Raw genomic sequence first — 22,918 nt, forward strand, 5'->3', positions numbered from 1 at the left:
CGAAAGTAGTTGGGGGATCTCCCCCTGTGAGGATAGGACGTTGCCAGGCAACAACGCAGGACGACCGAGCATACGCTCGGTCGTTTTTTTGTTTTAGCGATGCTCTCGACATAGAGGCATCGCTTTTCGTTTGCCTTTTTTTAAATCAATGATAAAATATAGTCAAAAGTCAAAGATGGTCAGAGGGTGGTGGAGATGAGAAATATTTCGGATGTCATCGAACAGTATTTGAAGCAAGTCTTGAAGGAAAGTCAGGCAAACGCAATTGAAATCAAACGTCAAGATATCGCACAACGATTCGAATGTGTCCCATCCCAAATCAATTACGTCATCAACACACGTTTTACCGTCGAAAAAGGATATTTAGTAGAAAGTAAACGTGGCGGTGGCGGATATATTCGTATTCGACGCGTTATTTTACACGAAAAGCAAGATGTTCTCTCTAGTTTGATGGATGTCATTCATGAACATCCACGTTTGAACGAACAGCTTGTTGAAAATGTGCTGATTCGATTGGTTGAAGAACAGATGATGCACGAACAAGAGGCGCAGTTGATTTATCATCTCTTATCAGATGAAGCATTGAACTTACAAGTTGACGATCGCTCCTATATTCGACGTCAGCAACTACTCGCGCTGATGAAAGTACTTCGTTATCGTAATGGAGGGTAAGTCGTATGCTATGCGAACGTTGTAAACAGCGACCGGCTGTCAATGAAGTCGTTGTCATGGAACAGGACGTACCCGTAAAAAAACGGCTATGTCGACAATGCACGGTAGAACTTATGACGGGCTATGTGCCGGTCGTAAAGCGCTGCCCAACCTGTCAGATGACGCGTCAAGATTTATTGCGTGTACGAAAAGCAGGATGTGCTATGTGTTATACCGTATTTCGTGATGAACTGATTAAAATCACACGTCAATATCAACAAGGACATGATCATCATATCGGTTCGGTCCCTGACCAGTTACGTACACCACATGAACGAATCGAAGAGCGGCTCGAAAAGTTGGCAGGGGAGTTGACCCGTGCTGTCGAACAAGAAGATTATGAACGAGCAGCACGCATTCAAAAAGAAATGAAGCAATTAGAAGGGCAAGGTGATGTCTAATGGAAACGTTCCTAACACATCCACTTGGTCCCAAAATGAAAGAGCGTGCCAAATTGGATGACCTGGTTGTCTCCACAAGAATCCGACTGGCACGTAACGTCAAAGACACTGTATTTTCGCCAGTCCTTTCTAAAGAAGGAGAACGTCAACTATGTGATCGTCTCGAAGGACGGTTACATGGGTTAAAGGGATTTGAATATCTTCATATGCGTAATTATGATGAAGTCACCCGACAGGCATTGATGGAAAAACATTTGATTAGTCCGGCCATTGCGACCAACGAAGAAAGTGCAGTCTTTTTAAGTGAAGATGAAACTATCAGTGTGTTGATTAACGAGGAAGATCATTTACGAATTCAGACCTTACTCCCAGGTTATCAAGTGAAAGAGGCGTTTGAATTAGCGACTCAAGTAGACGCACTGTGCGCGGAATCACTCTCATACGCCTTTGACGAACAGTTAGGCTACTTGACGACATGTCCAAGCAATATCGGAACAGGACTCCGGGCCTCGGTCATGTTACACTTACCGGGTCTCACGTTAACGGGTCGAATCAGCCCCATTTTGCGAGAGCTTCGAAAACTCGGCTATACGATTCGAGGTCGTTACGGAGAAGGTAGCGATACGGCAGGACGGTTGTTCCAGCTGTCAAATCAGCGGACATTAGGCAGTCATGAATCACAACTGTTAGCTGACTTTATGGAAGTGACAGAACAAGTGATTCAAGCAGAACGTCATGCGCGTGAAGAGCTCATCGCACATCGACAAGAAGAGTTAGAGGATCGGTTTTATCGGTCATATGGTATTTTACGATATGCCAAACTTCTTTCTTCTACGGAAGCCATTGAGCGACTATCTGATTTACATTTAGCGAGTGACTTAGGGATTTTGTCTGATTGGAGTCCGCCGAAGTTCCATGAACTCATCGTTCGGTTACAATCAGGTTTTCTACAAAAACATTTCGGGAAAACATTATCTACGCAAGAACGGGATCGAGAACGAGCGACACTTGTTCGTCGGACGTTAGATCAAGGCTTAGTTTGATCCAACTATAAGGAGGTTATGTCAATGATGTTTGGACGATTTACAGAACGAGCACAACGCGTATTAGCTTTAGCACAAGAGGAAGCCGTACGTCTTGGCCATCATAATATTGGTACAGAACATATTTTATTAGGATTGGTTCGTGAAGGAGAAGGAATCGCGGCAAAAGCGCTCTTCGCCCTCGGATTGACCTCTGAAAAAATCCAACAAGAAGTAGAATCATTGATTGGACGTGGTTCAGAGAATGGATCGACAATTCATTACACACCGCGTGCGAAAAAGGTCATTGAGCTCTCGATGGATGAGGCTCGGAAATTGGGACACTCTTACGTCGGAACGGAACACATCCTTCTAGGATTGATTCGTGAAGGAGAAGGGGTCGCGGCACGCGTCCTCAATAACCTTGGAATCAGTTTGACGAAAGCACGCCAACAAGTGTTGCAACTTCTCGGGAACACGGAGTCATCTTCAAATGCTTCGCAACCTGGGGCGAGCGCCGCAACACCAACGCTTGACGGATTGGCACGCGATTTGACACAACAAGCGCGCGAGTCTCGTTTGGATCCGGTCATCGGACGCGCAGGCGAAATTCAACGTGTCATCGAAGTGTTGTCGCGTCGGACGAAGAACAACCCGGTTCTAATTGGGGAACCAGGAGTCGGGAAAACAGCGGTCGTAGAAGGTCTCGCTCAGCAAATCATCAACAACGAGGTACCTGAAACGCTTCGAAACAAACGCGTCATGGTGCTCGATATGGGAACGCTTGTCGCAGGCACGAAATATCGTGGTGAATTCGAAGATCGCTTGAAAAAAGTGATGGACGAAATTCGTCAAGCTGGTAATGTCATTCTCTTCATCGATGAGTTACACACATTGATTGGTGCGGGTGGTGCAGAAGGTGCAATCGACGCCTCTAACATTCTTAAGCCGTCATTGGCTCGCGGTGAACTTCAATGTATCGGGGCGACTACACTAGATGAATACCGGAAGTACATCGAAAAAGATGCAGCGCTTGAGCGCCGCTTCCAACCGATTCAAGTGAACGAACCGACAACAGAAGAAGCTGAACAAATCCTACTCGGGTTACGCGATCGCTATGAAGCACACCACCGTGTGACAATTACAGATACGGCGATTCATGAGGCGGTCGTCCTTTCTGACCGTTACATCTCCGATCGTTTCTTGCCGGATAAGGCGATCGACCTCGTCGACGAGGCGGCATCAAAAGTACGACTTCGCTCATTCACGGCACCACCGAATTTGAAAGAGTTGGAATCCCGTCTCGAATCGATTCGTAAAGAGAAAGACTCTGCCGTACAAAGCCAAGAGTTTGAAAAAGCAGCTTCCCTTCGCGATACGGAACAGAAGTTACGCGATGAGTTAGAAGAGTTGAAAGCAGAATGGCAGAACAAGCAAGGTAACGAAAAACTTGAAGTGACGAAAGAAGATATCGCTCAAGTTGTTGCGAACTGGACAGGTGTACCGGTCACGAAGATTGCCGAAGAAGAGACAGACCGTCTCCTCAAACTCGAATCGATTCTTCACAACCGTGTCATCGGTCAAGACGATGCGGTGAAATCAATTTCCCGTGCGATCCGTCGCGCCCGGGCCGGATTGAAAGATCCGAAACGTCCAATCGGGTCATTCATCTTCCTCGGACCGACCGGAGTCGGGAAAACAGAGCTCGCCCGTGCAGTTGCCGAAGCGATGTTTGGCGATGAAGATGCCATCATTCGAATCGACATGTCCGAGTACATGGAAAAACATGCGACGAGCCGTCTCGTCGGTTCGCCTCCTGGTTATGTTGGTTACGAAGAAGGCGGTCAATTGACTGAAAAAGTGCGTCGGAAACCTTACTCGGTTATCCTACTCGATGAAATCGAAAAAGCGCACCCAGAAGTATTCAACATCTTGCTTCAAGTGTTAGACGACGGTCGCTTGACGGATTCGAAAGGTCGCACAGTCGACTTCCGAAACACAGTCATCATCATGACGTCTAACGTCGGAGCCGCAGCGCTTCAACGAAACAAATATGTAGGATTCACAGTGGAAGATGATGTGAAACGTGAATATACGGAAATGAAGGACAAAGTACTCGAGGAATTGAAGAAAGCGTTCCGACCTGAGTTCTTGAACCGGATTGATGAAATCACGGTATTCCATTCACTTCAAAAAGAGCACATTCAAGAAATCATCAAACTTATGGCAGAGACACTTAAGAAGCGTCTCGCCGAACAAGGTGTTGATTTCAGCTTGACGGATGCGGCACTCGATAAAATTGCCGATGTCGGCTACGATCCGGAATACGGGGCTCGTCCTCTCCGTCGTGCCCTTCAACGGGAAGTGGAGGACCGCCTCTCAGAAGCAATGCTCGGCGGCACAATCGCTAGAGGCAGTAAAGTTGCGCTCGACGTACAAGATGGAGAGTTCGTCGTTCGTAACGAAGGTGTAGTTCAGTAAAACATTCAGCTCCCTCGTCGTTTAGAGGGAGCTTTTTTTAGACAGGAAGGGAACTTATGGCCAAAATTAAAACGAAATACGTCTGCCAATCGTGCGGATATGAATCAGCCAAGTGGATGGGGCGTTGTCCGGGTTGTAATGAATGGAATACGCTCGTCGAAGAGTTTGTAGAAGAGAAGAAAGCCAAACGTGGAGCGGCCTTTGTGCATAGTTCATCGCGACAATTGAAACCGGAACGCTTAGCGAATGTCGTCTCACAAGAAGAGACGCGCGTGCATACGAATAGTCGTGAATTTGACCGTGTCCTCGGCGGTGGGATTGTCCCAGGTTCACTCGTTTTGGTCGGCGGGGACCCGGGAATCGGGAAGTCGACCATTCTGTTACAGGTTAGCGCTCACTTAGCCCATAGTGGTAAAAAGGTGTTATACATCTCGGGGGAGGAATCTCTCAAACAGACAAAACTTCGTGCGGAACGGCTTGGTTTACCGACCGATGACTTGTTCGTGCTCGCTGAGACGGACATGTTGATGATCGAACGGGTTATTGATGAGGAGCAACCTGGATTTGTCATCATTGACTCGATTCAAACGGTATATATGGATGAGATTCAATCGGCGCCAGGGAGCGTGTCACAAGTTCGAGAATGTACGGCCGCCCTCATGAAAATTGCGAAAACGCGAGGGATTGCGGTCTTCATCGTCGGTCACGTGACGAAGCAAGGGTCGATTGCCGGCCCGCGCTTACTTGAACATATGGTCGATGCGGTACTTTATTTTGAAGGGGAGCGTCATCATACGTTCCGTATTTTACGGGCGGTGAAAAACCGTTTTGGATCGACGAACGAGATTGGCATTTTCGAGATGAAAGAGAGTGGACTAGAGGAAGTGCTTAATCCATCTGAAATATTCTTGGAGGAACGCACGGCGGGCGTATCGGGTTCGACCGTTGTCGCCTCGATGGAAGGTACGCGGACGGTACTCGTGGAACTCCAAGCACTCATCTCTCCGACATCGTTCGGGAACCCGAGACGTATGGCCACGGGCATTGATCAAAACCGAGTCGCGCTGCTCATGGCCGTGCTCGAAAAACGTTCCGGTCTCTTGCTTCAGACGCAGGATGCGTACTTGAAAGCAGCCGGTGGCGTCAAACTGGACGAGCCGGCGATTGACCTTGCGATTTGCATCTCGATCGCCTCGAGTTTCCGCGATCGTCCGACCCGTCCGACGGATGTCTGCATCGGTGAGGTCGGATTGACCGGGGAAGTGCGACGGGTTTCAAGAATCGAGCAACGTGTCGCCGAGGCGGCGAAACTAGGTTTTACACGGGCCATCATCCCGAAAAATAACATGGGGGGATGGACCGCTCCGGCAGGGATTGAAGTCGTCGGGGTCGGGACAGTGGACGAAGCACTCCAGTTGGCGATTCCGTTCTAACGGGTCGCCACTGGCAGTTTTTAACGCTTTGTAACGAACGTGATTGAAAAAATCGTGTTACAATGAAAGTGTTATTTTTTGAAATTTTATTTCATATAGAAGGAGGTGGAATGAGTGAAGATTGCTGTACGAATCGGATTTATTTTGATTGGACTCGTCGTGGGTTGGTTCGGAATCATCGAAGCGACGCTTTTATTAGCAGACCTTGGCATGAATGTGCCGGAGTGGTTAACGATTCCATACGTAGCAAGTTTGATTGGTGGACTTATCTTCTTCATTCTTAGTTTATTCTTAACAGATGGTGTTGTTGCATTTATTCGTTTTGTCGAAGAACGGCTCGTTCGTTTACCCGTAGGGGATATCTTATTCGGTTCGATCGGTCTTATCATTGGGCTCTTGATTGCCTTTTTGATCAGTGTATCGCTTGAAGTCACGAATATCTTCTTACTGAGTAAAATCGTCCCGATTTTTGTCACGGCCCTGTTTGGTTACTTTGGTTTCGCGGTCGGCTATCGGAAGCGTAACGAATGGATCAAACTATTTGTGAAGAGTGAACGGGATAAGCCTGCGGCTGAACCAGTCCAACGCTCGAATGATAAGATTTTAGACACGAGCGTCATCATCGACGGTCGAATCGCAGATATTGCGACGACTGGATTCGTGGAAGGGACATTGATTGTGCCCCAGTTCGTCATCGGCGAACTGCAATACATCGCCGACTCATCGGATACGTTGAAGCGGAATCGTGGACGTCGTGGACTGGACATTTTGAAGGAACTTCAAGAAAACAAGCGCATCCAGGTTGAGATCTATGATGGAGACTTTGAAGATGTACCGGAAGTCGATATCAAATTGATCAAACTGGCTGAACTGAAAAACGGGATTGTCGTTACGAATGACTACAACTTAAATAAAGTGTGTGAGGTTCGAAATGTACCGGTCTTGAACATCAATGATTTGGCGAACGCTGTCAAACAGATTGTCATTCCTGGTGAAGAGATGGTCGTGACAGTTATTAAAGAAGGAAAAGAGCAGAATCAAGGGGTTGCTTACCTTGAGGATGGGACAATGGTTGTCGTGGAGGGCGGACGTAAATTGATTTCGAAGACGCTTCCTGTCGTTGTGACGAGTGTCTTACAAACGTCTGCAGGCCGTATGATTTTTGCCCGTCCGGAATAACGGATCAAAAAGAGACGCGAGAGCGCTCTCTTTTTTCACGAAGAGAGGTATTAACATGGTAGCTTATACAGTTGTCATCCCGGCTGCGGGAAGAGGGAAGCGGATGGGTGCGGATGCGAATAAGTTGATGCTGACGCTCCGTGACAAACCGATTATTGCTTGGACGTTACAGGCGTTCGATACCGATCCGTGGTGCGAACGAATGGTGTTAGCCATCCGGCCAGAAGAACGTGACTGGTTCGAGGCGATGACGTCACAGATGAAGACGCCGGTTACATACGTAGCAGGGGGGGAAGAACGACAACAGAGTGTCCATGCAGGACTGAAGGTTGTTGCACCCGATACGATTGTGATGATTCATGACGGTGCGCGTCCGTTTGTAAAACGTGAACAGTTGCATCAAGTGGCTGAAGCGGCACTGCAAGGTGGTGCCATCTTGGCGGTACCCGTTAAAGATACGGTCAAACAAGTTCAACGTCATCACATCGAACGCACCGTTCCCCGTGAAAACTTATGGTTGGCACAAACGCCGCAAGCCTTTCAGGCGAAAGCGATTTTGGCGGCACATGAACGAGCGGTCGAACAACAGGTGATGGGAACGGATGATGCCAGTTTGTTTGAGTGGCTCGGCGAATCGGTACAAGTGGTCCTTGGGGACTATCACAACATCAAAATGACGACGCCCGAAGATTTATTGTTCGGCGACGCGATTTTAGCGAAGGAGGAATTACAATGAGAATTGGTCAAGGCTTTGATGTACACGCATTTGCAGAAGGACGTCCGTTAATCTTAGGGGGAATCGAAATCCCACATGAGCGTGGACTTCTCGGTCATTCTGATGCGGACGTGTTACTCCATACCATTGCGGATGCGGCACTTGGAGCAATTGCGGCAGGTGATATCGGGAAACACTTCCCGGATACGGATCCGGAATTTAAAGATGCAGATTCGAAAGTATTGCTTCGTCACGTCTGGCAGCTCGTGAAAGATCAAGGCTACGTTCTCGGAAATGTAGATGCGACGGTCATGGCTCAACGTCCGAAACTTCGTCCTTACATTGATGAGATGCGCGCGGTCATTGCCGAACTTCTTGAGGCGGACATCGAGCAGGTGAACGTGAAAGCGACGACGACGGAGAAACTGGGCTTCACGGGACGCGAAGAAGGGATTGCGGCGCAAGCGGTCATCTTACTCAACCGGGCTTGACAGAAATGGTATACTATTTGGGCAGAAGAGAAGAAAGGTGGAACTATTATGAGTGAAGTGCGTGTACGCTATGCGCCTAGTCCGACGGGGCATCTCCATATCGGAAATGCGCGGACGGCGTTGTTTAACTACTTATTTGCTCGCCATGCTGGCGGAAAAATGATTCTTCGGATTGAAGACACTGACCAGAAACGGAATGTGTTGAACGGTGTCGAGAGTCAGATGAAATACTTGGAATGGCTCGGCATCGACTGGGATGAAGGTCCAGGTCGTGACGGAGACTACGGTCCGTATTACCAAATGGAGCGTCTTGCGATTTATGAGAAATACGTCAATGAGTTGATGAGCAAAGGCCTTGCTTATAAATGCTACATGACCTCGGAGGAGCTTGAAGCAGAGCGTGAAGCACAAATCGCACGTGGGGAGGCACCACGTTACTCGGGTGCGCACCGTAACCTCACTGTTGAAGAACGTGAAGCGTTTGAAGCGGAAGGGCGTAAACCGTCTATTCGGATTCGTGTGCCGGAAGGCGTGACGTATAAATGGACAGATGTCGTCAAAGGAGACGTCTCGTTTGAATCGAAAGATTTCGGTGACTGGGTCATCGTGAAACAGGACGGCATTCCAACGTACAACTTCGCAGTTGTCGTGGACGACCATTTGATGAAGATCAGTCACGTGTTGCGTGGGGACGACCATATCGCGAACACACCAAAACAGATGATGGTCTATGACGCACTTGGTTGGGACTATCCTGAATTCGGTCACATGACGCTCATCTACAACGACCAACATAAAAAGTTATCAAAACGGGACGAATCGATCATTCAGTTCATCGAACAATATGCGGATCTCGGCTACTTGCCAGCAGCGCTCTTCAACTTCATTTCGCTCCTTGGCTGGTCACCTGTCGGGGAAGAAGAAATCTTCTCGAAAGAAGAGTTCATTGAAATGTTTGATGCGAAACGTTTGTCGAAGAGTCCGGCAGTTTTTGACCAACAAAAACTTTCTTGGATCAACAGTGTATACATGAAGAAGGCCACGCTTGACGAAGTGGTGGCACTCAGTTTACCATTCTTACAAGAAGCAGGACGATTACCCGAGGCGGTATCTATTGAGGAAGCGGATTGGGCGACAAACTTGATTGCATTGTATAAAGAACAAATGACGCACGGAGCAGAAATCGTCGCGTTGACAGACTTGTTCTTCAAAGATGAAATCGAGTATGACGAGGAAGCGAACGCTGTCCTTTCAGGTGAAACGGTACCTGCTGTTCTTGCAGAGTTCAAACAGCAGCTCGAAGCAATCGAAGACTTCACTCCGGAAGCGATTAAAGCGGCGACAAAAGCGACGCAAAAAGCTACCGGTCAAAAAGGGAAAAACTTGTTCATGCCAATCCGTGTCGCGACGACAGGACAAACACATGGACCAGAACTCCCGAACGCCATTTCGTTAATCGGAAAAGAGCGTGTGTTGAAGCGTCTGACAACTCTATTAGCGTAATAAAGGCATTGATGAGGAAAGTAAGCGGTACGACACGTTGCAGAGACTAGAACCTAGGCTGGGAGTTCTAGATGTGTCCCCCGAAGAAGTGCACCTCTGAGCCGTCTCGGTGATATGTAGTCGAGACCGTGACTCGGCGTTAACGAGACTTGAGAGGGGAACGCATTTTCCCAAACAGAGTGGAACCGCGCTTACGGCGTCTCTGTGCCTTGGCACAGGGGCGTCTTTGTTTTTGTATAAGAAAAGGAGATATCGATTATGGGATTTTGGAGCAGTGTACGCGAAGACTTGCGGACTGTCCTGGAACTAGACCCTGCCGCTCGTTCGAAAGTAGAAGTGGCACTGACTTACCCAGGCCTTCACGCCATATGGGCACATCGCATCGCGCACGGATTATGGAAACGTAACATGAAACTGGTGGCCAAATTATTAGCCCAATTCAGTCGTTGGTTGACCGGGATTGAAATTCATCCGGGGGCGGTGCTTGGGGACCGCGTGTTCATCGATCACGGTTTCGGTGTCGTCATCGGTGAGACGGCGATTATCGGGAATGACGTCACTATCTATCAAGGCGTCACCCTGGGTGGAACGGGGAAAGAGAAAGGGAAGCGTCACCCGACAATCGGGAGTGACGTGCTTATTTCAGCGGGGGCGAAAGTACTTGGTAACATCACGGTCGGCGATTGCGTCAAAATCGGAGCGAGCTCGGTCGTATTGAACGATGTGCCGTCTGATTCGACCGTGGTCGGAATTCCAGGTCGTGTCGTCATCCGAAACGGTAAGCGTGTGAAGCAACATGATCTAGATCATCGTTTCCCAGATCCGGACCGCGAATGCCAAGAACGCTTAGAAGCGGCAGTGGATGAACTACAACAAAAATTAGCAACGCTTGAAACGCGGATGGAGGAGAAGACACATGATTCAGCTGTACAACAGTCTAACGAATAAAAAAGAACCGTTTGTCCCGATTGTTCCGGGTAAAGTATCGATGTACGTATGCGGTCCGACCGTTTACAACTACATTCATGTCGGAAACGCCCGTCCGGCGATCGCCTTCGATACGGTTCGTCGCTACTTGACGTATCGTGGGTACGAGGTCAAATACGTCTTGAACTTCACAGACGTGGATGACAAGATCATTCGTACGGCGAATGAATTAGGAGAAGACACGGAGACGCTGACGAATCGCTATATCGAGGCGTATTTAGCAGATACAGGGGCACTTAACGTTCAACCGGCAGACGTGCATCCGCGTGTTACCGATACGATGGTAGAAATCATCGAATTCATTCGTCAATTAGAGACGGAAGGGTTCGCTTATGAATCAGAAGGAGACGTGTATTTCCGGACGAAGAAGTTTGAGACTTACGGAAAATTGAGTCAGCAATCGATTGAAGATTTGCGGGCAGGGTCACGTGTCGATGTCGGGGAGAAGAAAGAAGACCCGCTCGACTTCGTCTTATGGAAAGCGGCTAAACCGGATGAACCATCATGGGATAGTCCGTGGGGCAAAGGACGTCCGGGCTGGCATATCGAATGCTCGGCGATGGCGAAAAAACATCTCGGGACAACAATTGATATTCACGCGGGCGGGCATGATTTGAAATTCCCACACCACGAGAACGAGATTGCTCAGTCAGAAGCTTGCAACCATGCGAAGTTCGCTAACTATTGGTTGCATAACGGCTTCATTAACATTGAAAATGAGAAGATGTCTAAGTCGCTCGGAAACTTCCTCCTCGTCCATGAGGCGTTGAAAGAAGTCGACCCGATGGTCCTGCGCTTCTTCATGTTGTCTGTCCATTATCGTCATCCGATCAACTATAGCCGAGAATTGATTGAACAAGCGGCGAACGGCTGGAGCCGAATCAAGGAAGCTTATCAAAATATTGAATATCGCTTGTCGGTAACGGCTGGACTTGGAGAGGCGAGCGAGTCGATGGAACGGAAGCTTGAATCCATCAAGGCGTCTTTCATCGAATCAATGGATGATGATATCAATACGGCCAACGCCGTGACCGTCCTCTTTGACTTGGCACGGGAAGCGAACATTTATGCGAAGGCCGATCATGTGGCAAAAGCGACGCTAGAGCAGGTCCTGTCGCTATTTGATGAATTGACGGGTGTCCTCGGCTTGACGTTGGCAGAAGAAAAAGAACTATTGGATGCCGAGATCGACCAATTGATTCAAGAACGGAACGACGCACGGGCGGCACGTAATTTTGCCCGGGCTGACGAGATTCGTGATTTACTAAAAGAACAAAGCATCCAACTCGAAGACACGGCCCAAGGGGTTCGGTGGAAGCGGTTATGATGCAACCGAAACAAATGAATGCCCTTGCGCTCGCCTACATGGGAGACGTGGTATACGAAATGGCTGTACGGAGACGCCTGCTCGAGAAAGGATTGACGCGCCCGAATGACTTGCACCGGGGCGCGGTCCGCTACGTCAATGCACGGGCGCAGGCGAGCGTCGTGACATTTTGGTTAGAGACGGATGCGTTGACGGAAGAGGAACAGGCTGTCGTCAGACGTGGAAAGAATGCGAAATCAGGATCGGTTCCGAAACGGGTCGATGTGCACACGTATCGTTATTCCACGGCGTTTGAGGCACTGATTGGGTATATCTATTTGACAGAAAGAAGGGATCGTCTTGAAGAACTCATCAAACAAGCGTTCGAACGACTCGAAGCCGAGTCGACCGAAACGACATGACGGAAATCGGGGAGCGGAGAAACGAACGTTTGACCGCCCTCGTGGGGAACGACCAGATCGCACGCGTCGCCAAAAGGCAGAACGCCCTGACTATAAGGAAGTCGATGTGATGGAGGAAGGGATTGACTTCCTTTACGGTCGTAACCCGGTACTCGAGGCACTGCGAAGTGGTCGTGATATGAATAAAGTATTCATTATGGAAGGTCAGCAAAAGGGACCACTCGCTCAAATCATCGCGATGGCGAACGAAGCATCGGTCCAAGTGTCATTCGTCCCAAAAACGAAACTTGAGAAGATGGCTGGCAGTGAACATCACCAAGGAGTCGTTGCGGCTGTTGCGGCTTATGAATACAAAACAGTCGAAGACATGTTCGCTCTCGCAGCTTCGAAAGAGGAGACACCGCTCTTCATTTTGCTAGATGAGCTCGAAGACCCGCACAATCTCGGTTCGATTCTACGGACCGCCGATGCCGTTGGCGCACATGGAATCATCATTCCGAAACGTCGCTCGGTCGGTTTGACTCAAACGGTTGCCAAAGCCTCGACCGGGGCCATTGAGCATATTCCGGTGGCGCGTGTGACGAACTTGACACGGACACTTGAAGAGTTGAAGGAAAAAGGATTGTGGGTTGTCGGGACCGATGCGAAAGAAAGTCAGGACTATCGTCGATTGGATGGAAATATGCCACTTGTTGTGGTCATTGGAAGTGAGGGCAAGGGGATGAGCCGACTCGTGCGCGAATCGTGCGACTTCCTTGTTCATTTACCGATGGTCGGTCATGTCACGTCACTCAATGCATCTGTTGCAGCGGCGCTCCTCCTGTATGAGGTGCATCGCTCACGTCATCCATTGGCATGAGTATCCTGAAGCGCGAGCTCCTTCTTGTCGACGGATATAATATCATCGGCGCGTGGCCTCACTTGAGAAGTCTCCGCGATGTAGATTTTGAACAAGCACGGAATCTGTTGATTGAGGCGATGGCAGAATATCAGGCTGTGTCCGGCAAAGAGGTCACCATCGTGTTTGACGCCCACATGCGATATGGTCGTGAATCCAAAGAGAAGCGGAGTCGGGTCGACGTTGTCTATACGAAAGAAAATGAGACAGCGGACGAATGGATTGAGCGGCGTGCCCATGAATTAGTGGATGACCGGCTCATTACATTATTCGTTGCGACGAACGATTTCACGGAGCAGTGGGTCATCTTTGGTCAAGGCGCATTGCGCGTTCCGGCGACCGAACTGTTGAAAGATTGGAAGCATGCGAAAACACTGATTGAGCAACAGCGCGTGTCGCTAGAGAAAGAACAAGCAAATCGGAAGACGATTGATATTCCACCACATATTCAAGCAAAGTTTGAAGAAATGCGACGTCGCAAATCAAAAGGTGATTGAAATCACGGACGAGTTCATGAAATGGACTCGTCTTTGTTTCGATTTTGACATTTTTTTGCAAAGGAATGTTGTATACTATTACATATATGAGTTACACAGTATTTAATTGACGGAATTTTTAGAAATTTGTTTGACGCATAGGAGTAGGGAGCCCTATAATGGGACACAACCTTACATAGTTCAGGATCAATCGCCGGGGGGTAACGAGCATGAACGGATGGCCGTACGAACAGTTTGAAAAAATGTCAGACGAAGAGTTGGTCTTATTGGCGCGCAACGAAGGGGATAGCGACGCGCTCGAGTTTTTGATTGAACGATACCGGTATTTTGTGCGGGCGAAGGCACGTTCATACTTTTTGATTGGTGCAGATCATGAGGACATCGTCCAAGAGGGGATGATCGGCCTTTATAAAGGTGTGCGTGATTATAAAGACGAGCGACTTGCGTCATTCAAAAGCTTTGCCGAGATGTGCATTACCCGCCAGATGATCACGGCAATCAAGACGGCGACACGCCAAAAACATATTCCGCTCAATTCATATGTGTCACTCGATAAACCAATTTTTGATGAAGAGTCTGACCGGACGTTGCTCGATGTCATCTTGCCACCACATCCGACTGACCCACAAGAATTAATCGTGACACAGGAAGAACAGTCGTTCATGGAAGCGAAGATGGATGAGATCTTGAGTGACCTCGAACGGAAAGTCTTGCGTCTTTATTTAGACGGGCGCTCTTATCAAGAGATTTCAGACGACCTCGATCGTCATGTCAAATCGATCGATAATGCGTTACAGCGCGTGAAGAAGAAATTCGAGCGTCATGTCGACGTCCGGATGCTCACGAGCTAACCGATTATTGACCGCGTGCCTCCTATGTGATACTTTAAAAGCAGCGCCTTGTCCGTAGACGCCATTTACAGGAGGCGTTTTTTTTTCGCTCTTTTTTAAGAGAGAGTAGTCGAAAGGGGCGCTTATGAATGGCAAAGAAAGTAAGTCTCGCTTGCTCAGAATGCGGGTCTCGAGAGTACTCGACGACAAAAAAAGACGGCGTGTCGACACGGCTTGAAATGAAGAAGTTTTGTCGCCGCTGTAACGCGCATACGCTGCATCGGGAATCAAAGTAACGTAGATTGGTATTCAATGTAGGAGGAAGCTACCATGAACTTTTTGCGCGACGTATGGAAAGAGTTGAAGAAAACGAGTTGGCCGACTCGTAAAGAACTCACGAAATATACCATTACTGTCATCGCGACTGTTGTCGTGATTGGCCTGTTCGTGTTCGGCGTAGATACTGGCGTCAGTTATCTCGTCAATTTATTGATTAACTAAGGAAGAGGTGAAAGCCGTGGAGAAACAATGGTTTGTTGTCCAGACGTACTCAGGTTTTGAGAATAACGTCAAAGAAAACCTAGAACGTCGAATCGGTTCGATGAACATGGAAGATAAAATTTTCCGCGTCCTCGTCCCGACTGAAACGACGCAAGAAGAAGTCACATTGAAGAGTGGCGAGAAGAAAATCAAAGAACGTGAAGTCAAAAGTTTCCCGGGCTATGTGTTCGTAGAGATGGTCATGACTGACGATTCATGGTATGTTGTCCGCAACACGCCAAACGTCACCGGCTTCCTCGGTTCAACGGGTGGTGGGGCAAAACCGATCCCACTCCAACCGGACGAAGTGACAAACGTCTTGTCACAAATGGGACTCATCGAGAAGAAAGATCGTTACAACTATGAACTCGGTGACCTTGTCCGCGTGAAAGAAGGCGCATTTGAGAACTTTGAAGGAACAATCGACGAGATTGAGGCCGACAAAGAGAAGCTCAAAGTCGTGGTCGACATGTTCGGTCGTGAAACGAAAATTGAACTTGATTTCGAACAAGTTCAGAAAATTAACTAAACCCACTTGCTAATCCGTAAAACGGATGGTACAATCGAAAATGTTTGATGTTGTGCTTTATTTCGGTACAAACTCGACCTAATAGATTGAGTGGGAGGGCGCACAACGTCCAAGAAACCACATTTTAGACTTAAGGAGGTGTGTCTCGTGGCGAAAAAAGTTTCTAAACTCGTTAAACTTCAAATCCCAGCTGGTAAAGCAAACCCAGCTCCACCAGTAGGTCCAGCACTTGGTCAAGCAGGTGTTAACATCATGGGATTCTGTAAAGAGTTCAACGCTCGTACACAAGACCAAGCCGGATTGATTATTCCTGTAGTCATCACGGTATACGAAGATCGTTCGTTTACATTCATTACGAAAACTCCACCAGCTGCAGTTCTCTTGAAGAAAGCTGCTGGTATCGAGAGTGGTTCTGGTGAACCAAACCGTAAGAAAGTAGCAACGGTTAAGCGTGACAAAGTTCGCGAAATCGCTGAACTTAAAATGCCTGACCTTAACGCATCATCTGTAGAAACAGCGATGCTTATGGTTGAAGGTACTGCACGTAGTATGGGTATTGTAATCGAAGACTAATTGCTAGTCTCTGGGGTTGTCGGTGAATACTGCTCACCTTCAATCCCTTCATTATGTGGGAGGAAATTCCGCTAACCACAAGGAGGAAAAGATCATGGGTAAAAAACACCAAGAAGCAGCTAAGCTTGTTGACCGCACGAAGTCATACGACCTCGCTGAAGCTGTCGAGCTCGTTCAAAAAACAGCTACTGCTAAATTCGATGAAACAATCGAAGTTGCTGTCCGTCTCGGCGTAGATCCGAAGAAAGCAGACCAACAAATCCGTGGTGCCGTTGTACTTCCACACGGTACTGGTAAAACACAAAAAGTTCTCGTCTTCGCAAAAGGTGAGAAAGTGAAAGAAGCGGAAGCTGCTGGAGCAGACTACGTTGGCGACGCTGAGTACATCAACAAAATCCAACAAGGATGGTTCGACTTCGATGTAATCGTTGCGACACCTGACATGATGGGTGAGGTTGGTAAACTTGGTCGTGTTCTCGGACCTAAAGGCCTCATGCCTAACCCGAAAACAGGAACAGTTACTTTCGACGTAGAAAAAGCAATCGCGGATATCAAAGCTGGTAAAGTTGAATACCGTGTTGATAAAGCTGGTAACATCCACGTTCCAGTTGGTAAGAAATCATTTGAAGCATCTAAACTCTCTGAGAACATCGAGACAATTCTCGAAACACTCATGAAAGTGAAGCCTGCTACTGCAAAAGGAACTTACCTTAAAAACATCTCGCTTTCATCTACAATGGGTCCTGGGATCCGTGTAGCGACTGCAGATTTCCTTAAGTAATCTTGTTGAAATAAATTGTTGACAACGTGTGACACCGCTGATAAAGTAATACACGTTCAACCGAATATGTTGGATTACCGTAGACAGAAGGTGGACATCGGTCCGTAAACCCTTCCGAGGTGTCTTTGCTCGAACTTGAGCCTGTTGTCACAGGTTTACTTTCAAACAATTACGCCCTCGTATGTCTTCATACGAGGGATTTCTTTTGGAGAGCAGCCTCTCGTCCGGTATAAGAATTGACTAGGAGGTGCAAACACATGGCAAACGAAAAAATCGTAGCTCAGAAATCGGCACTCGTCGATGAAATCGCTGAGAAAATGCAAGCGAGCGTTGGAACAGTTGTTGTTGACTACCGTGGACTTACAGTTGAAGAAGTGACTACACTCCGTAAATCACTCCGTGACGCTGGAATCGAGTTCAAAGTTTACAAGAACGGTCTTCTTCGCCGCGCAGCTACTCAGTCGAACTTCGAAGGTCTTGACGAAGTCTTCACTGGTCCTACAGCAATCGCCTTCTCTAAAGAAGACGTTATTGCTCCAGCGAAGATCTTGAACGACTTCTCGAAAGAGCACAAAGCGCTCGAACTTAAAGGCGGAATCATCGAAGGTAAAGTTTCTTCACTCGAAGAAATCAAAGCCCTTGCAGAACTTCCATCACGCGATGGTCTTCTCTCGATGCTTCTCAGCGTACTTCAAGCTCCAATCCGTGGGCTCGCAGTCGCAACAAATGCAATCGCAGAACAAAAAGAAGAGCAATCAGCTTAATTTTTGTCGCGTAGCGTAACTCAAAAAAACTTTTTTACAACATCAAAGGAGGAAAACCATAATGGCTTTCAACAAAGAGCAATTCATCGAAGACCTCAAATCAATGACGGTTCTCGAACTTAACGAACTCGTAAAAACAATCGAAGAAGAATTCGGCGTATCAGCAGCAGCTCCAGTAGCAGTTGCAGGTGCTGGCGCAGGCGCAGCAGCTGAAGAGAAAACTGAATTCGACGTAATCCTCACAAACGCTGGCGCTGGTAAAATCAACGTCATCAAAGCTGTTCGTGAAATCACAGGTCTCGGTCTTAAAGAAGCAAAAGCACTCGTTGACGGAACTCCAGCTCCAGTCAAAGAAGGCGTTTCTAAAGAAGACGCTGACGCAATCAAAGCTAAGCTTGAAGAAGCTGGCGCATCTGTTGAAGTTAAGTAATTCTACTTCACAACCTATAGAAGCTCGCCATGGCGAGCTTCTTTTATTTCCTTGAAGAATGGGTTAGGAGGTTCAACGCATGGGAGATCATTACTATACGAACGATCCACGTTCGGAAAGTGCCCCGGAGACATGGACGTACGAGTTGCGAGGGAAACAGTATCATTTCACTTCGGACCGCGGTGTGTTCTCGAAAGGGTCGGTCGATTTTGGGTCACGTCTTTTAATTGAAACGTTTGAGATGCCTGATGTGTCGGGACGTATTTTAGATGTAGGCTGCGGCTATGGTCCGATGGGGATCTCGCTTGCCGATGCCTCTGGGCGTGAGGCCTTGCTCATTGATGTGAATGAGCGTGCGCTGGCGCTCTCTGAGCAAAACGCCGCCCGTAATGGAGTGACGGTCGAAACACGGCTTTCTCACGCGTATGACGCGGTGGGGGGAGAACGGTTTGCCGCCATTGTCACCAATCCGCCGATTCGTGCGGGGAAACAAGTCGTCCATACGATCTTGCGTGAAGCACATACGCACCTCGTCGGTGGAGGAGCAATCTATGTCGTCATTCAAAAGAAACAAGGAGCACCTTCTGCTAAAAAGTTATTAGAAGAGGTGTTTGGTCAAGTTGAAACGATCGCGAAAGAGAAAGGTTACTTTATTTTTCGAGCAATTCGGTCTTGACAAACGGTGAAGTCTTGTTGACTCGCTATAACGTATATGCTAACATTATAAAATGCCATTGGAATGGAATTCGCTTGAAACTGCCGTGTCTGCCGCTTTTTAGAGACGGAAAACGAGCGACATTCAATGACAATGTTCGATTATTACGCCCGAAAAATTCGCTAAAGAATTGGGGGTCTGAGAGGTGAATCAGTTGACTGGTCAACTTGTTCAGTACGGTCGTCACCGTCAGAGAAGAAGCTTTGCCCGTATCAGTGAGGTATTAGAGCTTCCGAATTTGATTGAAATTCAAACTGCTTCTTATGAGTGGTTCTTGCGTGAAGGATTGAAGGAAATGTTCACAGACATTTCACCGATTTCCGACTTCACAGGAAACCTCGTATTGGAGTTCATCGATTACTCGCTCAGTGAGCCGAAGTATTCTATCGATGAATCGAAGGAGCGCGACGTTACTTATTCTGCGCCACTTCGCGTAAAAGTGCGTCTCCAAAACAAAGAGACAGGTGAGCTCAAAGAACAAGAAGTGTTCATGGGGGATTTCCCGCTCATGACAGAATCGGGAACGTTTATCATCAATGGTGCAGAACGCGTCATCGTTTCCCAGCTTGTCCGTTCACCGAGCGTGTACTATAACGCTAAACTCGATAAAAACGGTAAACGTGGATTTGGCGCAACTGTCATCCCGAACCGTGGTGCTTGGCTCGAACTCGAGACAGATGCCAAAGATATCGTTTATGTTCGTATCGACCGTACCCGTAAAATTCCGGTAACGGTGTTGTTGCGTGCCCTCGGATTCGGTACGGACCAAGAAATTATCGACCTTCTCGGGGATGACGAATACCTTCGTAACACCCTTGAAAAAGATAATACGGAGTCTACAGAGAAAGCGTTGATCGAGATTTATGAGCGTCTCCGCCCTGGTGAACCACCAACGGTAGAAAATGCGAAATCTCTTCTCGTATCACGTTTCTTCGACCCGAAACGTTACGACTTAGCGAACGTCGGTCGCTATAAGATGAACAAAAAACTTCATCTTAAGAACCGTTTGTTCGGTCAAAAATTAGCGGAAACGCTCGTGGACCCGGAAACAGGCGAAGTACTCGCCGAAGCTGGAACAATCCTCGACCGCCGCAACTTAGATCGTATCCTCCCGCACTTGGAGAACGGCCTTGGCTATATCGATGCGGAACCAACTGGTGGTGTCGCTGAAGGTGAGCCATTCGGTCTTCAGTCAATCAAAGTCATCTCACCGGATGACCCAGATGGAGAGCGTATCTTGAACATCATCGGAAATGGCAATATCGATCGCAGCGTAAAACATATTACGCCAGCCGATATTATCGCTTCAATCAACTACTTCTTCAACTTACTTCACGAAGTCGGAACAACAGATGACATCGACCACTTAGGAAACCGTCGTCTTCGTTCAGTCGGAGAACTTCTCCAAAACCAATTCCGGATCGGGCTTTCCCGTATGGAACGTGTCGTAAAAGAACGTATGTCGATTCAAGATCAAAATGCGATCACACCACAGGCGCTCATCAACATCCGCCCGGTTATCGCATCACTTAAAGAGTTCTTCGGTAGCTCGCAATTGTCACAGTTCATGGACCAAACGAACCCGCTCGCAGAGCTCACGCACAAGCGTCGTCTCTCTGCACTTGGACCGGGTGGTTTGACACGTGAGCGTGCTGGTTTCGAAGTTCGAGACGTTCACTATTCGCACTACGGTCGGATGTGTCCAATCGAAACACCAGAGGGGCCGAACATCGGACTCATCAACTCACTCTCGTCTTATGCGAAAGTGAACGAGTACGGTTTCATCGAAGCACCATACCGTCGTGTTGACCCAGAAACAGGTCTTGTCACTGGCGACATTCAATATATGACGGCTGATGAGGAAGACCTCTATGTCGTCGCACAGGCAAACATGCCGCTCACAGAAGATGGCCACTTTGCAGACGAACAAGTTCTTTGCCGTTTCCGCGGACAAAACTTGTCAGTCGAGCCAAGCCGAGTGGACTACATGGACGTTTCGCCGAAACAGGTTGTTTCTGCCGCAACGGCATGTATCCCGTTCCTCGAGAACGATGACTCGAACCGTGCCCTCATGGGAGCGAACATGCAACGTCAAGCAGTACCACTCCTTCAACCGGATTCACCGATTGTCGGTACCGGCATGGAGTACGTATCTGCGAAAGACTCTGGGGCAGCTATTGTTGCGAAATACCCAGGTGTCGTCGAACGCGTCACAGCGCGTGAAATCTTGATCCGTCGCACGTCTGACGTGAACGGTTCTGAGGTTTCAGGTGACCTTGACCGTTACAAACTTCAAAAATATGTCCGTTCGAACCAAGGGACATGCTATAACCAAAAACCAATCATCGCAGCTGGTGACCGTGTCGAAAAAGGAGAAATCCTTGCAGACGGTCCATCGATGGATATGGGTGAGCTCGCGCTCGGCCGTAACGTCGTCGTTGCCTTCATGACATGGGATGGTTACAACTATGAGGATGCGATCATCATGAGTGAGCGTCTCGTGAAAGATGACGTGTACACGTCGATTCATATCGAAGAGTACGAGTCAGAGTCACGCGACACGAAACTCGGACCAGAGGAAATCACACGTGATATTCCAAACGTCGGAGATGACGCACTTCGTAACTTGGACGATCGTGGAATTATCCGCATCGGAGCTGAAGTCAAGGATGGCGACATCCTCGTCGGTAAAGTAACACCTAAGGGCGTTACAGAATTGACGGCGGAAGAGCGTCTCTTGCACGCAATCTTCGGTGAGAAGGCACGTGAAGTACGTGATACGTCACTTCGTGTACCAAACGGTGGAGACGGAATCATCTTGGATGTCAAAGTGTTCGACCGTGAAAACGGTGACGAGTTGTCTCCAGGCGTCAACCAAATGGTACGTGTCTATATCGTTCAAAAACGTAAGATTCACGAAGGGGATAAGATGGCGGGACGTCACGGTAACAAAGGTGTTATCTCGCGAATCCTCCCTGAAGAAGATATGCCATACATGCCAGACGGTACACCGGTTGACATCATGCTCAACCCGCTTGGGGTACCATCTCGTATGAACATCGGTCAGGTACTTGAGCTCCACCTTGGTATGGCGGCGAAGAAGCTCGGTATCAAAGTGGCAACACCTGTATTCGATGGAGCGCGTGAGGAAGACGTATGGGCAACGATTGAAGAGGCTGGTATGGATAAAGATGCGAAAACACGTCTCTATGACGGTCGTACGGGTGAACCGTTCGATAACCGCGTCTCGGTCGGTGTCATGTACATGATCAAACTCGCGCACATGGTTGATGACAAACTTCACGCTCGTTCGACAGGACCATACTCACTCGTTACGCAACAACCGCTCGGTGGTAAAGCACAGTTCGGTGGTCAGCGCTTCGGGGAGATGGAAGTTTGGGCTCTTGAAGCGTACGGTGCAGCCTACACGCTCCAAGAAATCTTGACAATCAAGTCGGATGACACGGTCGGTCGTGTGAAAGCATATGAGGCCATCGTGAAAGGCGAGAGCGTTCCGAAAGCGGGCGTTCCTGAATCATTCCGCGTCTTGATCAAAGAGCTTCAAGCGCTCGGTATGGAAGTCAAGATGATGTCAGCGGATGATGAAGAAGTCGAAATGAAAGATGAAGATGACGACAACATCCCGAACGCAACATCGGCGTTAGAACAAGTCGTTCAACCGACTGTTACGGAAGAGGAATAAGGCGAAA

Annotated in this window: 24 protein-coding genes and 2 other annotated features; all 24 genes read left to right on the plus strand. The window is 48.3% G+C overall.

Annotation, left to right across the window (positions count from 1 at the left end):
• The first annotated feature begins 195 nt into the window (after positions 1–195).
• The 24 genes from KOG47_RS13915 to rpoB all read left to right on the plus strand — a co-directional run bounded on the left by KOG47_RS13915 (position 196) and on the right by rpoB (position 22,911).
• The gene (locus KOG47_RS13915) at positions 196–672 is read left to right on the plus strand and encodes a CtsR family transcriptional regulator (RefSeq protein ID WP_012727708.1); all 477 of its coding nucleotides are present in this window, start codon (positions 196–198) and stop codon (positions 670–672) included.
• Between the two features lie 5 nt (positions 673–677).
• Positions 678–1,112 carry a UvrB/UvrC motif-containing protein gene (locus tag KOG47_RS13920; RefSeq protein WP_074035342.1) on the plus strand — a complete coding sequence of 145 codons (435 nt, stop codon included), beginning with the start codon at positions 678–680 and terminating at the stop codon, positions 1,110–1,112.
• Positions 1,112–2,155 (plus strand): protein arginine kinase, encoded by a 1,044-nt coding sequence (locus KOG47_RS13925; RefSeq protein WP_215244431.1) that lies wholly within the window; start codon positions 1,112–1,114, stop codon positions 2,153–2,155. The genes KOG47_RS13920 and KOG47_RS13925 overlap by 1 nt, the downstream gene beginning before the upstream one ends.
• A gap of 24 nt (positions 2,156–2,179) precedes the next feature.
• Positions 2,180–4,615: an ATP-dependent Clp protease ATP-binding subunit gene (locus tag KOG47_RS13930; RefSeq protein ID WP_012727705.1), complete on the plus strand. Its 2,436-nt coding sequence runs from the start codon at positions 2,180–2,182 to the stop codon at positions 4,613–4,615.
• Positions 4,616–4,671: 56 nt separating this feature from the next.
• Complete coding sequence (gene radA, locus KOG47_RS13935; RefSeq protein ID WP_012727704.1) at positions 4,672–6,048, plus strand: DNA repair protein RadA; 1,377 nt, start codon at positions 4,672–4,674, stop codon at positions 6,046–6,048.
• Between the two features lie 114 nt (positions 6,049–6,162).
• Complete coding sequence (locus KOG47_RS13940) at positions 6,163–7,227, plus strand: PIN/TRAM domain-containing protein (protein ID WP_078147872.1); 1,065 nt, start codon at positions 6,163–6,165, stop codon at positions 7,225–7,227.
• 55 nt (positions 7,228–7,282) lie between these two features.
• On the plus strand, positions 7,283–7,963 hold the full coding sequence (ispD, locus tag KOG47_RS13945; RefSeq protein WP_012727702.1) for a 2-C-methyl-D-erythritol 4-phosphate cytidylyltransferase: 681 nt from the start codon (positions 7,283–7,285) through the stop codon (positions 7,961–7,963).
• Entirely contained in the window at positions 7,960–8,433 is a 474-nt protein-coding gene (gene ispF, locus KOG47_RS13950) for a 2-C-methyl-D-erythritol 2,4-cyclodiphosphate synthase (RefSeq protein ID WP_012727701.1), read from the plus strand. Before ispD ends, ispF begins: the two co-directional genes overlap by 4 nt.
• Before the next feature lie 45 nt (positions 8,434–8,478).
• Positions 8,479–9,936 carry a glutamate--tRNA ligase gene (gltX, locus tag KOG47_RS13955; RefSeq protein WP_201302271.1) on the plus strand — a complete coding sequence of 486 codons (1,458 nt, stop codon included), beginning with the start codon at positions 8,479–8,481 and terminating at the stop codon, positions 9,934–9,936.
• Positions 9,936–10,143: a binding site (T-box leader), on the plus strand. It overlaps the preceding gene by 1 nt.
• Before the next feature lie 51 nt (positions 10,144–10,194).
• A complete protein-coding gene (cysE, locus tag KOG47_RS13960; protein WP_215244432.1) occupies positions 10,195–10,884 on the plus strand; it encodes a serine O-acetyltransferase in 690 nt (229 codons plus the stop codon).
• The gene (cysS, locus tag KOG47_RS13965) at positions 10,853–12,250 is read left to right on the plus strand and encodes a cysteine--tRNA ligase (RefSeq protein WP_159563156.1); all 1,398 of its coding nucleotides are present in this window, start codon (positions 10,853–10,855) and stop codon (positions 12,248–12,250) included. The genes cysE and cysS overlap by 32 nt, the downstream gene beginning before the upstream one ends.
• Positions 12,247–12,651: a Mini-ribonuclease 3 gene (locus KOG47_RS13970; protein WP_074035355.1), complete on the plus strand. Its 405-nt coding sequence runs from the start codon at positions 12,247–12,249 to the stop codon at positions 12,649–12,651. Before cysS ends, KOG47_RS13970 begins: the two co-directional genes overlap by 4 nt.
• A 109-nt stretch (positions 12,652–12,760) precedes the next feature.
• Positions 12,761–13,510, plus strand: a complete 750-nt coding sequence (gene rlmB, locus KOG47_RS13975; RefSeq protein ID WP_031421850.1) for a 23S rRNA (guanosine(2251)-2'-O)-methyltransferase RlmB — start codon at positions 12,761–12,763, stop codon at positions 13,508–13,510.
• On the plus strand, positions 13,507–14,046 hold the full coding sequence (locus KOG47_RS13980; protein WP_012727695.1) for a YacP-like NYN domain-containing protein: 540 nt from the start codon (positions 13,507–13,509) through the stop codon (positions 14,044–14,046). The genes rlmB and KOG47_RS13980 overlap by 4 nt, the downstream gene beginning before the upstream one ends.
• Before the next feature lie 209 nt (positions 14,047–14,255).
• Complete coding sequence (gene sigH / locus KOG47_RS13985; RefSeq protein ID WP_012727694.1) at positions 14,256–14,897, plus strand: RNA polymerase sporulation sigma factor SigH; 642 nt, start codon at positions 14,256–14,258, stop codon at positions 14,895–14,897.
• A gap of 128 nt (positions 14,898–15,025) precedes the next feature.
• Positions 15,026–15,172 carry a 50S ribosomal protein L33 gene (gene rpmG, locus KOG47_RS13990; RefSeq protein ID WP_012727693.1) on the plus strand — a complete coding sequence of 49 codons (147 nt, stop codon included), beginning with the start codon at positions 15,026–15,028 and terminating at the stop codon, positions 15,170–15,172.
• Between the two features lie 34 nt (positions 15,173–15,206).
• Complete coding sequence (secE, locus tag KOG47_RS13995; protein ID WP_012727692.1) at positions 15,207–15,377, plus strand: preprotein translocase subunit SecE; 171 nt, start codon at positions 15,207–15,209, stop codon at positions 15,375–15,377.
• A gap of 16 nt (positions 15,378–15,393) precedes the next feature.
• The gene (gene nusG, locus KOG47_RS14000) at positions 15,394–15,945 is read left to right on the plus strand and encodes a transcription termination/antitermination protein NusG (RefSeq protein WP_012727691.1); all 552 of its coding nucleotides are present in this window, start codon (positions 15,394–15,396) and stop codon (positions 15,943–15,945) included.
• Positions 15,946–16,092: 147 nt separating this feature from the next.
• Positions 16,093–16,518, plus strand: a complete 426-nt coding sequence (gene rplK, locus KOG47_RS14005; protein WP_012727690.1) for a 50S ribosomal protein L11 — start codon at positions 16,093–16,095, stop codon at positions 16,516–16,518.
• Positions 16,519–16,612: 94 nt separating this feature from the next.
• A complete protein-coding gene (rplA, locus tag KOG47_RS14010; RefSeq protein ID WP_012727689.1) occupies positions 16,613–17,299 on the plus strand; it encodes a 50S ribosomal protein L1 in 687 nt (228 codons plus the stop codon).
• 59 nt (positions 17,300–17,358) lie between these two features.
• Positions 17,359–17,512: a sequence feature (ribosomal protein L10 leader region), on the plus strand.
• 44 nt (positions 17,513–17,556) lie between these two features.
• On the plus strand, positions 17,557–18,063 hold the full coding sequence (gene rplJ / locus KOG47_RS14015; protein ID WP_012727688.1) for a 50S ribosomal protein L10: 507 nt from the start codon (positions 17,557–17,559) through the stop codon (positions 18,061–18,063).
• Between the two features lie 61 nt (positions 18,064–18,124).
• Positions 18,125–18,493 (plus strand): 50S ribosomal protein L7/L12, encoded by a 369-nt coding sequence (gene rplL / locus KOG47_RS14020; RefSeq protein ID WP_012727687.1) that lies wholly within the window; start codon positions 18,125–18,127, stop codon positions 18,491–18,493.
• Positions 18,494–18,572: 79 nt separating this feature from the next.
• Positions 18,573–19,169: a class I SAM-dependent methyltransferase gene (locus KOG47_RS14025; RefSeq protein WP_215244433.1), complete on the plus strand. Its 597-nt coding sequence runs from the start codon at positions 18,573–18,575 to the stop codon at positions 19,167–19,169.
• 193 nt (positions 19,170–19,362) lie between these two features.
• On the plus strand, positions 19,363–22,911 hold the full coding sequence (gene rpoB, locus KOG47_RS14030) for a DNA-directed RNA polymerase subunit beta (protein WP_074037866.1): 3,549 nt from the start codon (positions 19,363–19,365) through the stop codon (positions 22,909–22,911).
• The last annotated feature ends 7 nt before the right edge of the window (positions 22,912–22,918 follow it).

The sequence above is a fragment of the Exiguobacterium sp. s121 genome (genome assembly GCF_018617245.1).
Lineage (GTDB): Bacteria > Bacillota > Bacilli > Exiguobacteriales > Exiguobacteriaceae > Exiguobacterium > Exiguobacterium profundum.

Excerpts from the sequence above, each read along its gene's own strand:
- KOG47_RS13915 (WP_012727708.1), top strand. The coding sequence starts at position 196 with ATGAGAAATATTTCGGATGTCATCGAACAGTATTTGAAGCAAGTCTTG.
- KOG47_RS13920 (WP_074035342.1), top strand. The coding sequence starts at position 678 with ATGCTATGCGAACGTTGTAAACAGCGACCGGCTGTCAATGAAGTCGTT.
- KOG47_RS13925 (WP_215244431.1), top strand. The coding sequence starts at position 1,112 with ATGGAAACGTTCCTAACACATCCACTTGGTCCCAAAATGAAAGAGCGT.
- KOG47_RS13930 (WP_012727705.1), top strand. The coding sequence starts at position 2,180 with ATGATGTTTGGACGATTTACAGAACGAGCACAACGCGTATTAGCTTTA.
- radA (WP_012727704.1), top strand. The coding sequence starts at position 4,672 with ATGGCCAAAATTAAAACGAAATACGTCTGCCAATCGTGCGGATATGAA.
- ispD (WP_012727702.1), top strand. The coding sequence starts at position 7,283 with ATGGTAGCTTATACAGTTGTCATCCCGGCTGCGGGAAGAGGGAAGCGG.
- ispF (WP_012727701.1), top strand. The coding sequence starts at position 7,960 with ATGAGAATTGGTCAAGGCTTTGATGTACACGCATTTGCAGAAGGACGT.
- cysE (WP_215244432.1), top strand. The coding sequence starts at position 10,195 with ATGGGATTTTGGAGCAGTGTACGCGAAGACTTGCGGACTGTCCTGGAA.
- cysS (WP_159563156.1), top strand. The coding sequence starts at position 10,853 with ATGATTCAGCTGTACAACAGTCTAACGAATAAAAAAGAACCGTTTGTC.
- KOG47_RS13970 (WP_074035355.1), top strand. The coding sequence starts at position 12,247 with ATGATGCAACCGAAACAAATGAATGCCCTTGCGCTCGCCTACATGGGA.
- rlmB (WP_031421850.1), top strand. The coding sequence starts at position 12,761 with ATGGAGGAAGGGATTGACTTCCTTTACGGTCGTAACCCGGTACTCGAG.
- KOG47_RS13980 (WP_012727695.1), top strand. The coding sequence starts at position 13,507 with ATGAGTATCCTGAAGCGCGAGCTCCTTCTTGTCGACGGATATAATATC.
- sigH (WP_012727694.1), top strand. The coding sequence starts at position 14,256 with ATGAACGGATGGCCGTACGAACAGTTTGAAAAAATGTCAGACGAAGAG.
- rpmG (WP_012727693.1), top strand. The coding sequence starts at position 15,026 with ATGGCAAAGAAAGTAAGTCTCGCTTGCTCAGAATGCGGGTCTCGAGAG.
- secE (WP_012727692.1), top strand. The coding sequence starts at position 15,207 with ATGAACTTTTTGCGCGACGTATGGAAAGAGTTGAAGAAAACGAGTTGG.
- rplA (WP_012727689.1), top strand. The coding sequence starts at position 16,613 with ATGGGTAAAAAACACCAAGAAGCAGCTAAGCTTGTTGACCGCACGAAG.
- rplJ (WP_012727688.1), top strand. The coding sequence starts at position 17,557 with ATGGCAAACGAAAAAATCGTAGCTCAGAAATCGGCACTCGTCGATGAA.
- rplL (WP_012727687.1), top strand. The coding sequence starts at position 18,125 with ATGGCTTTCAACAAAGAGCAATTCATCGAAGACCTCAAATCAATGACG.
- KOG47_RS14025 (WP_215244433.1), top strand. The coding sequence starts at position 18,573 with ATGGGAGATCATTACTATACGAACGATCCACGTTCGGAAAGTGCCCCG.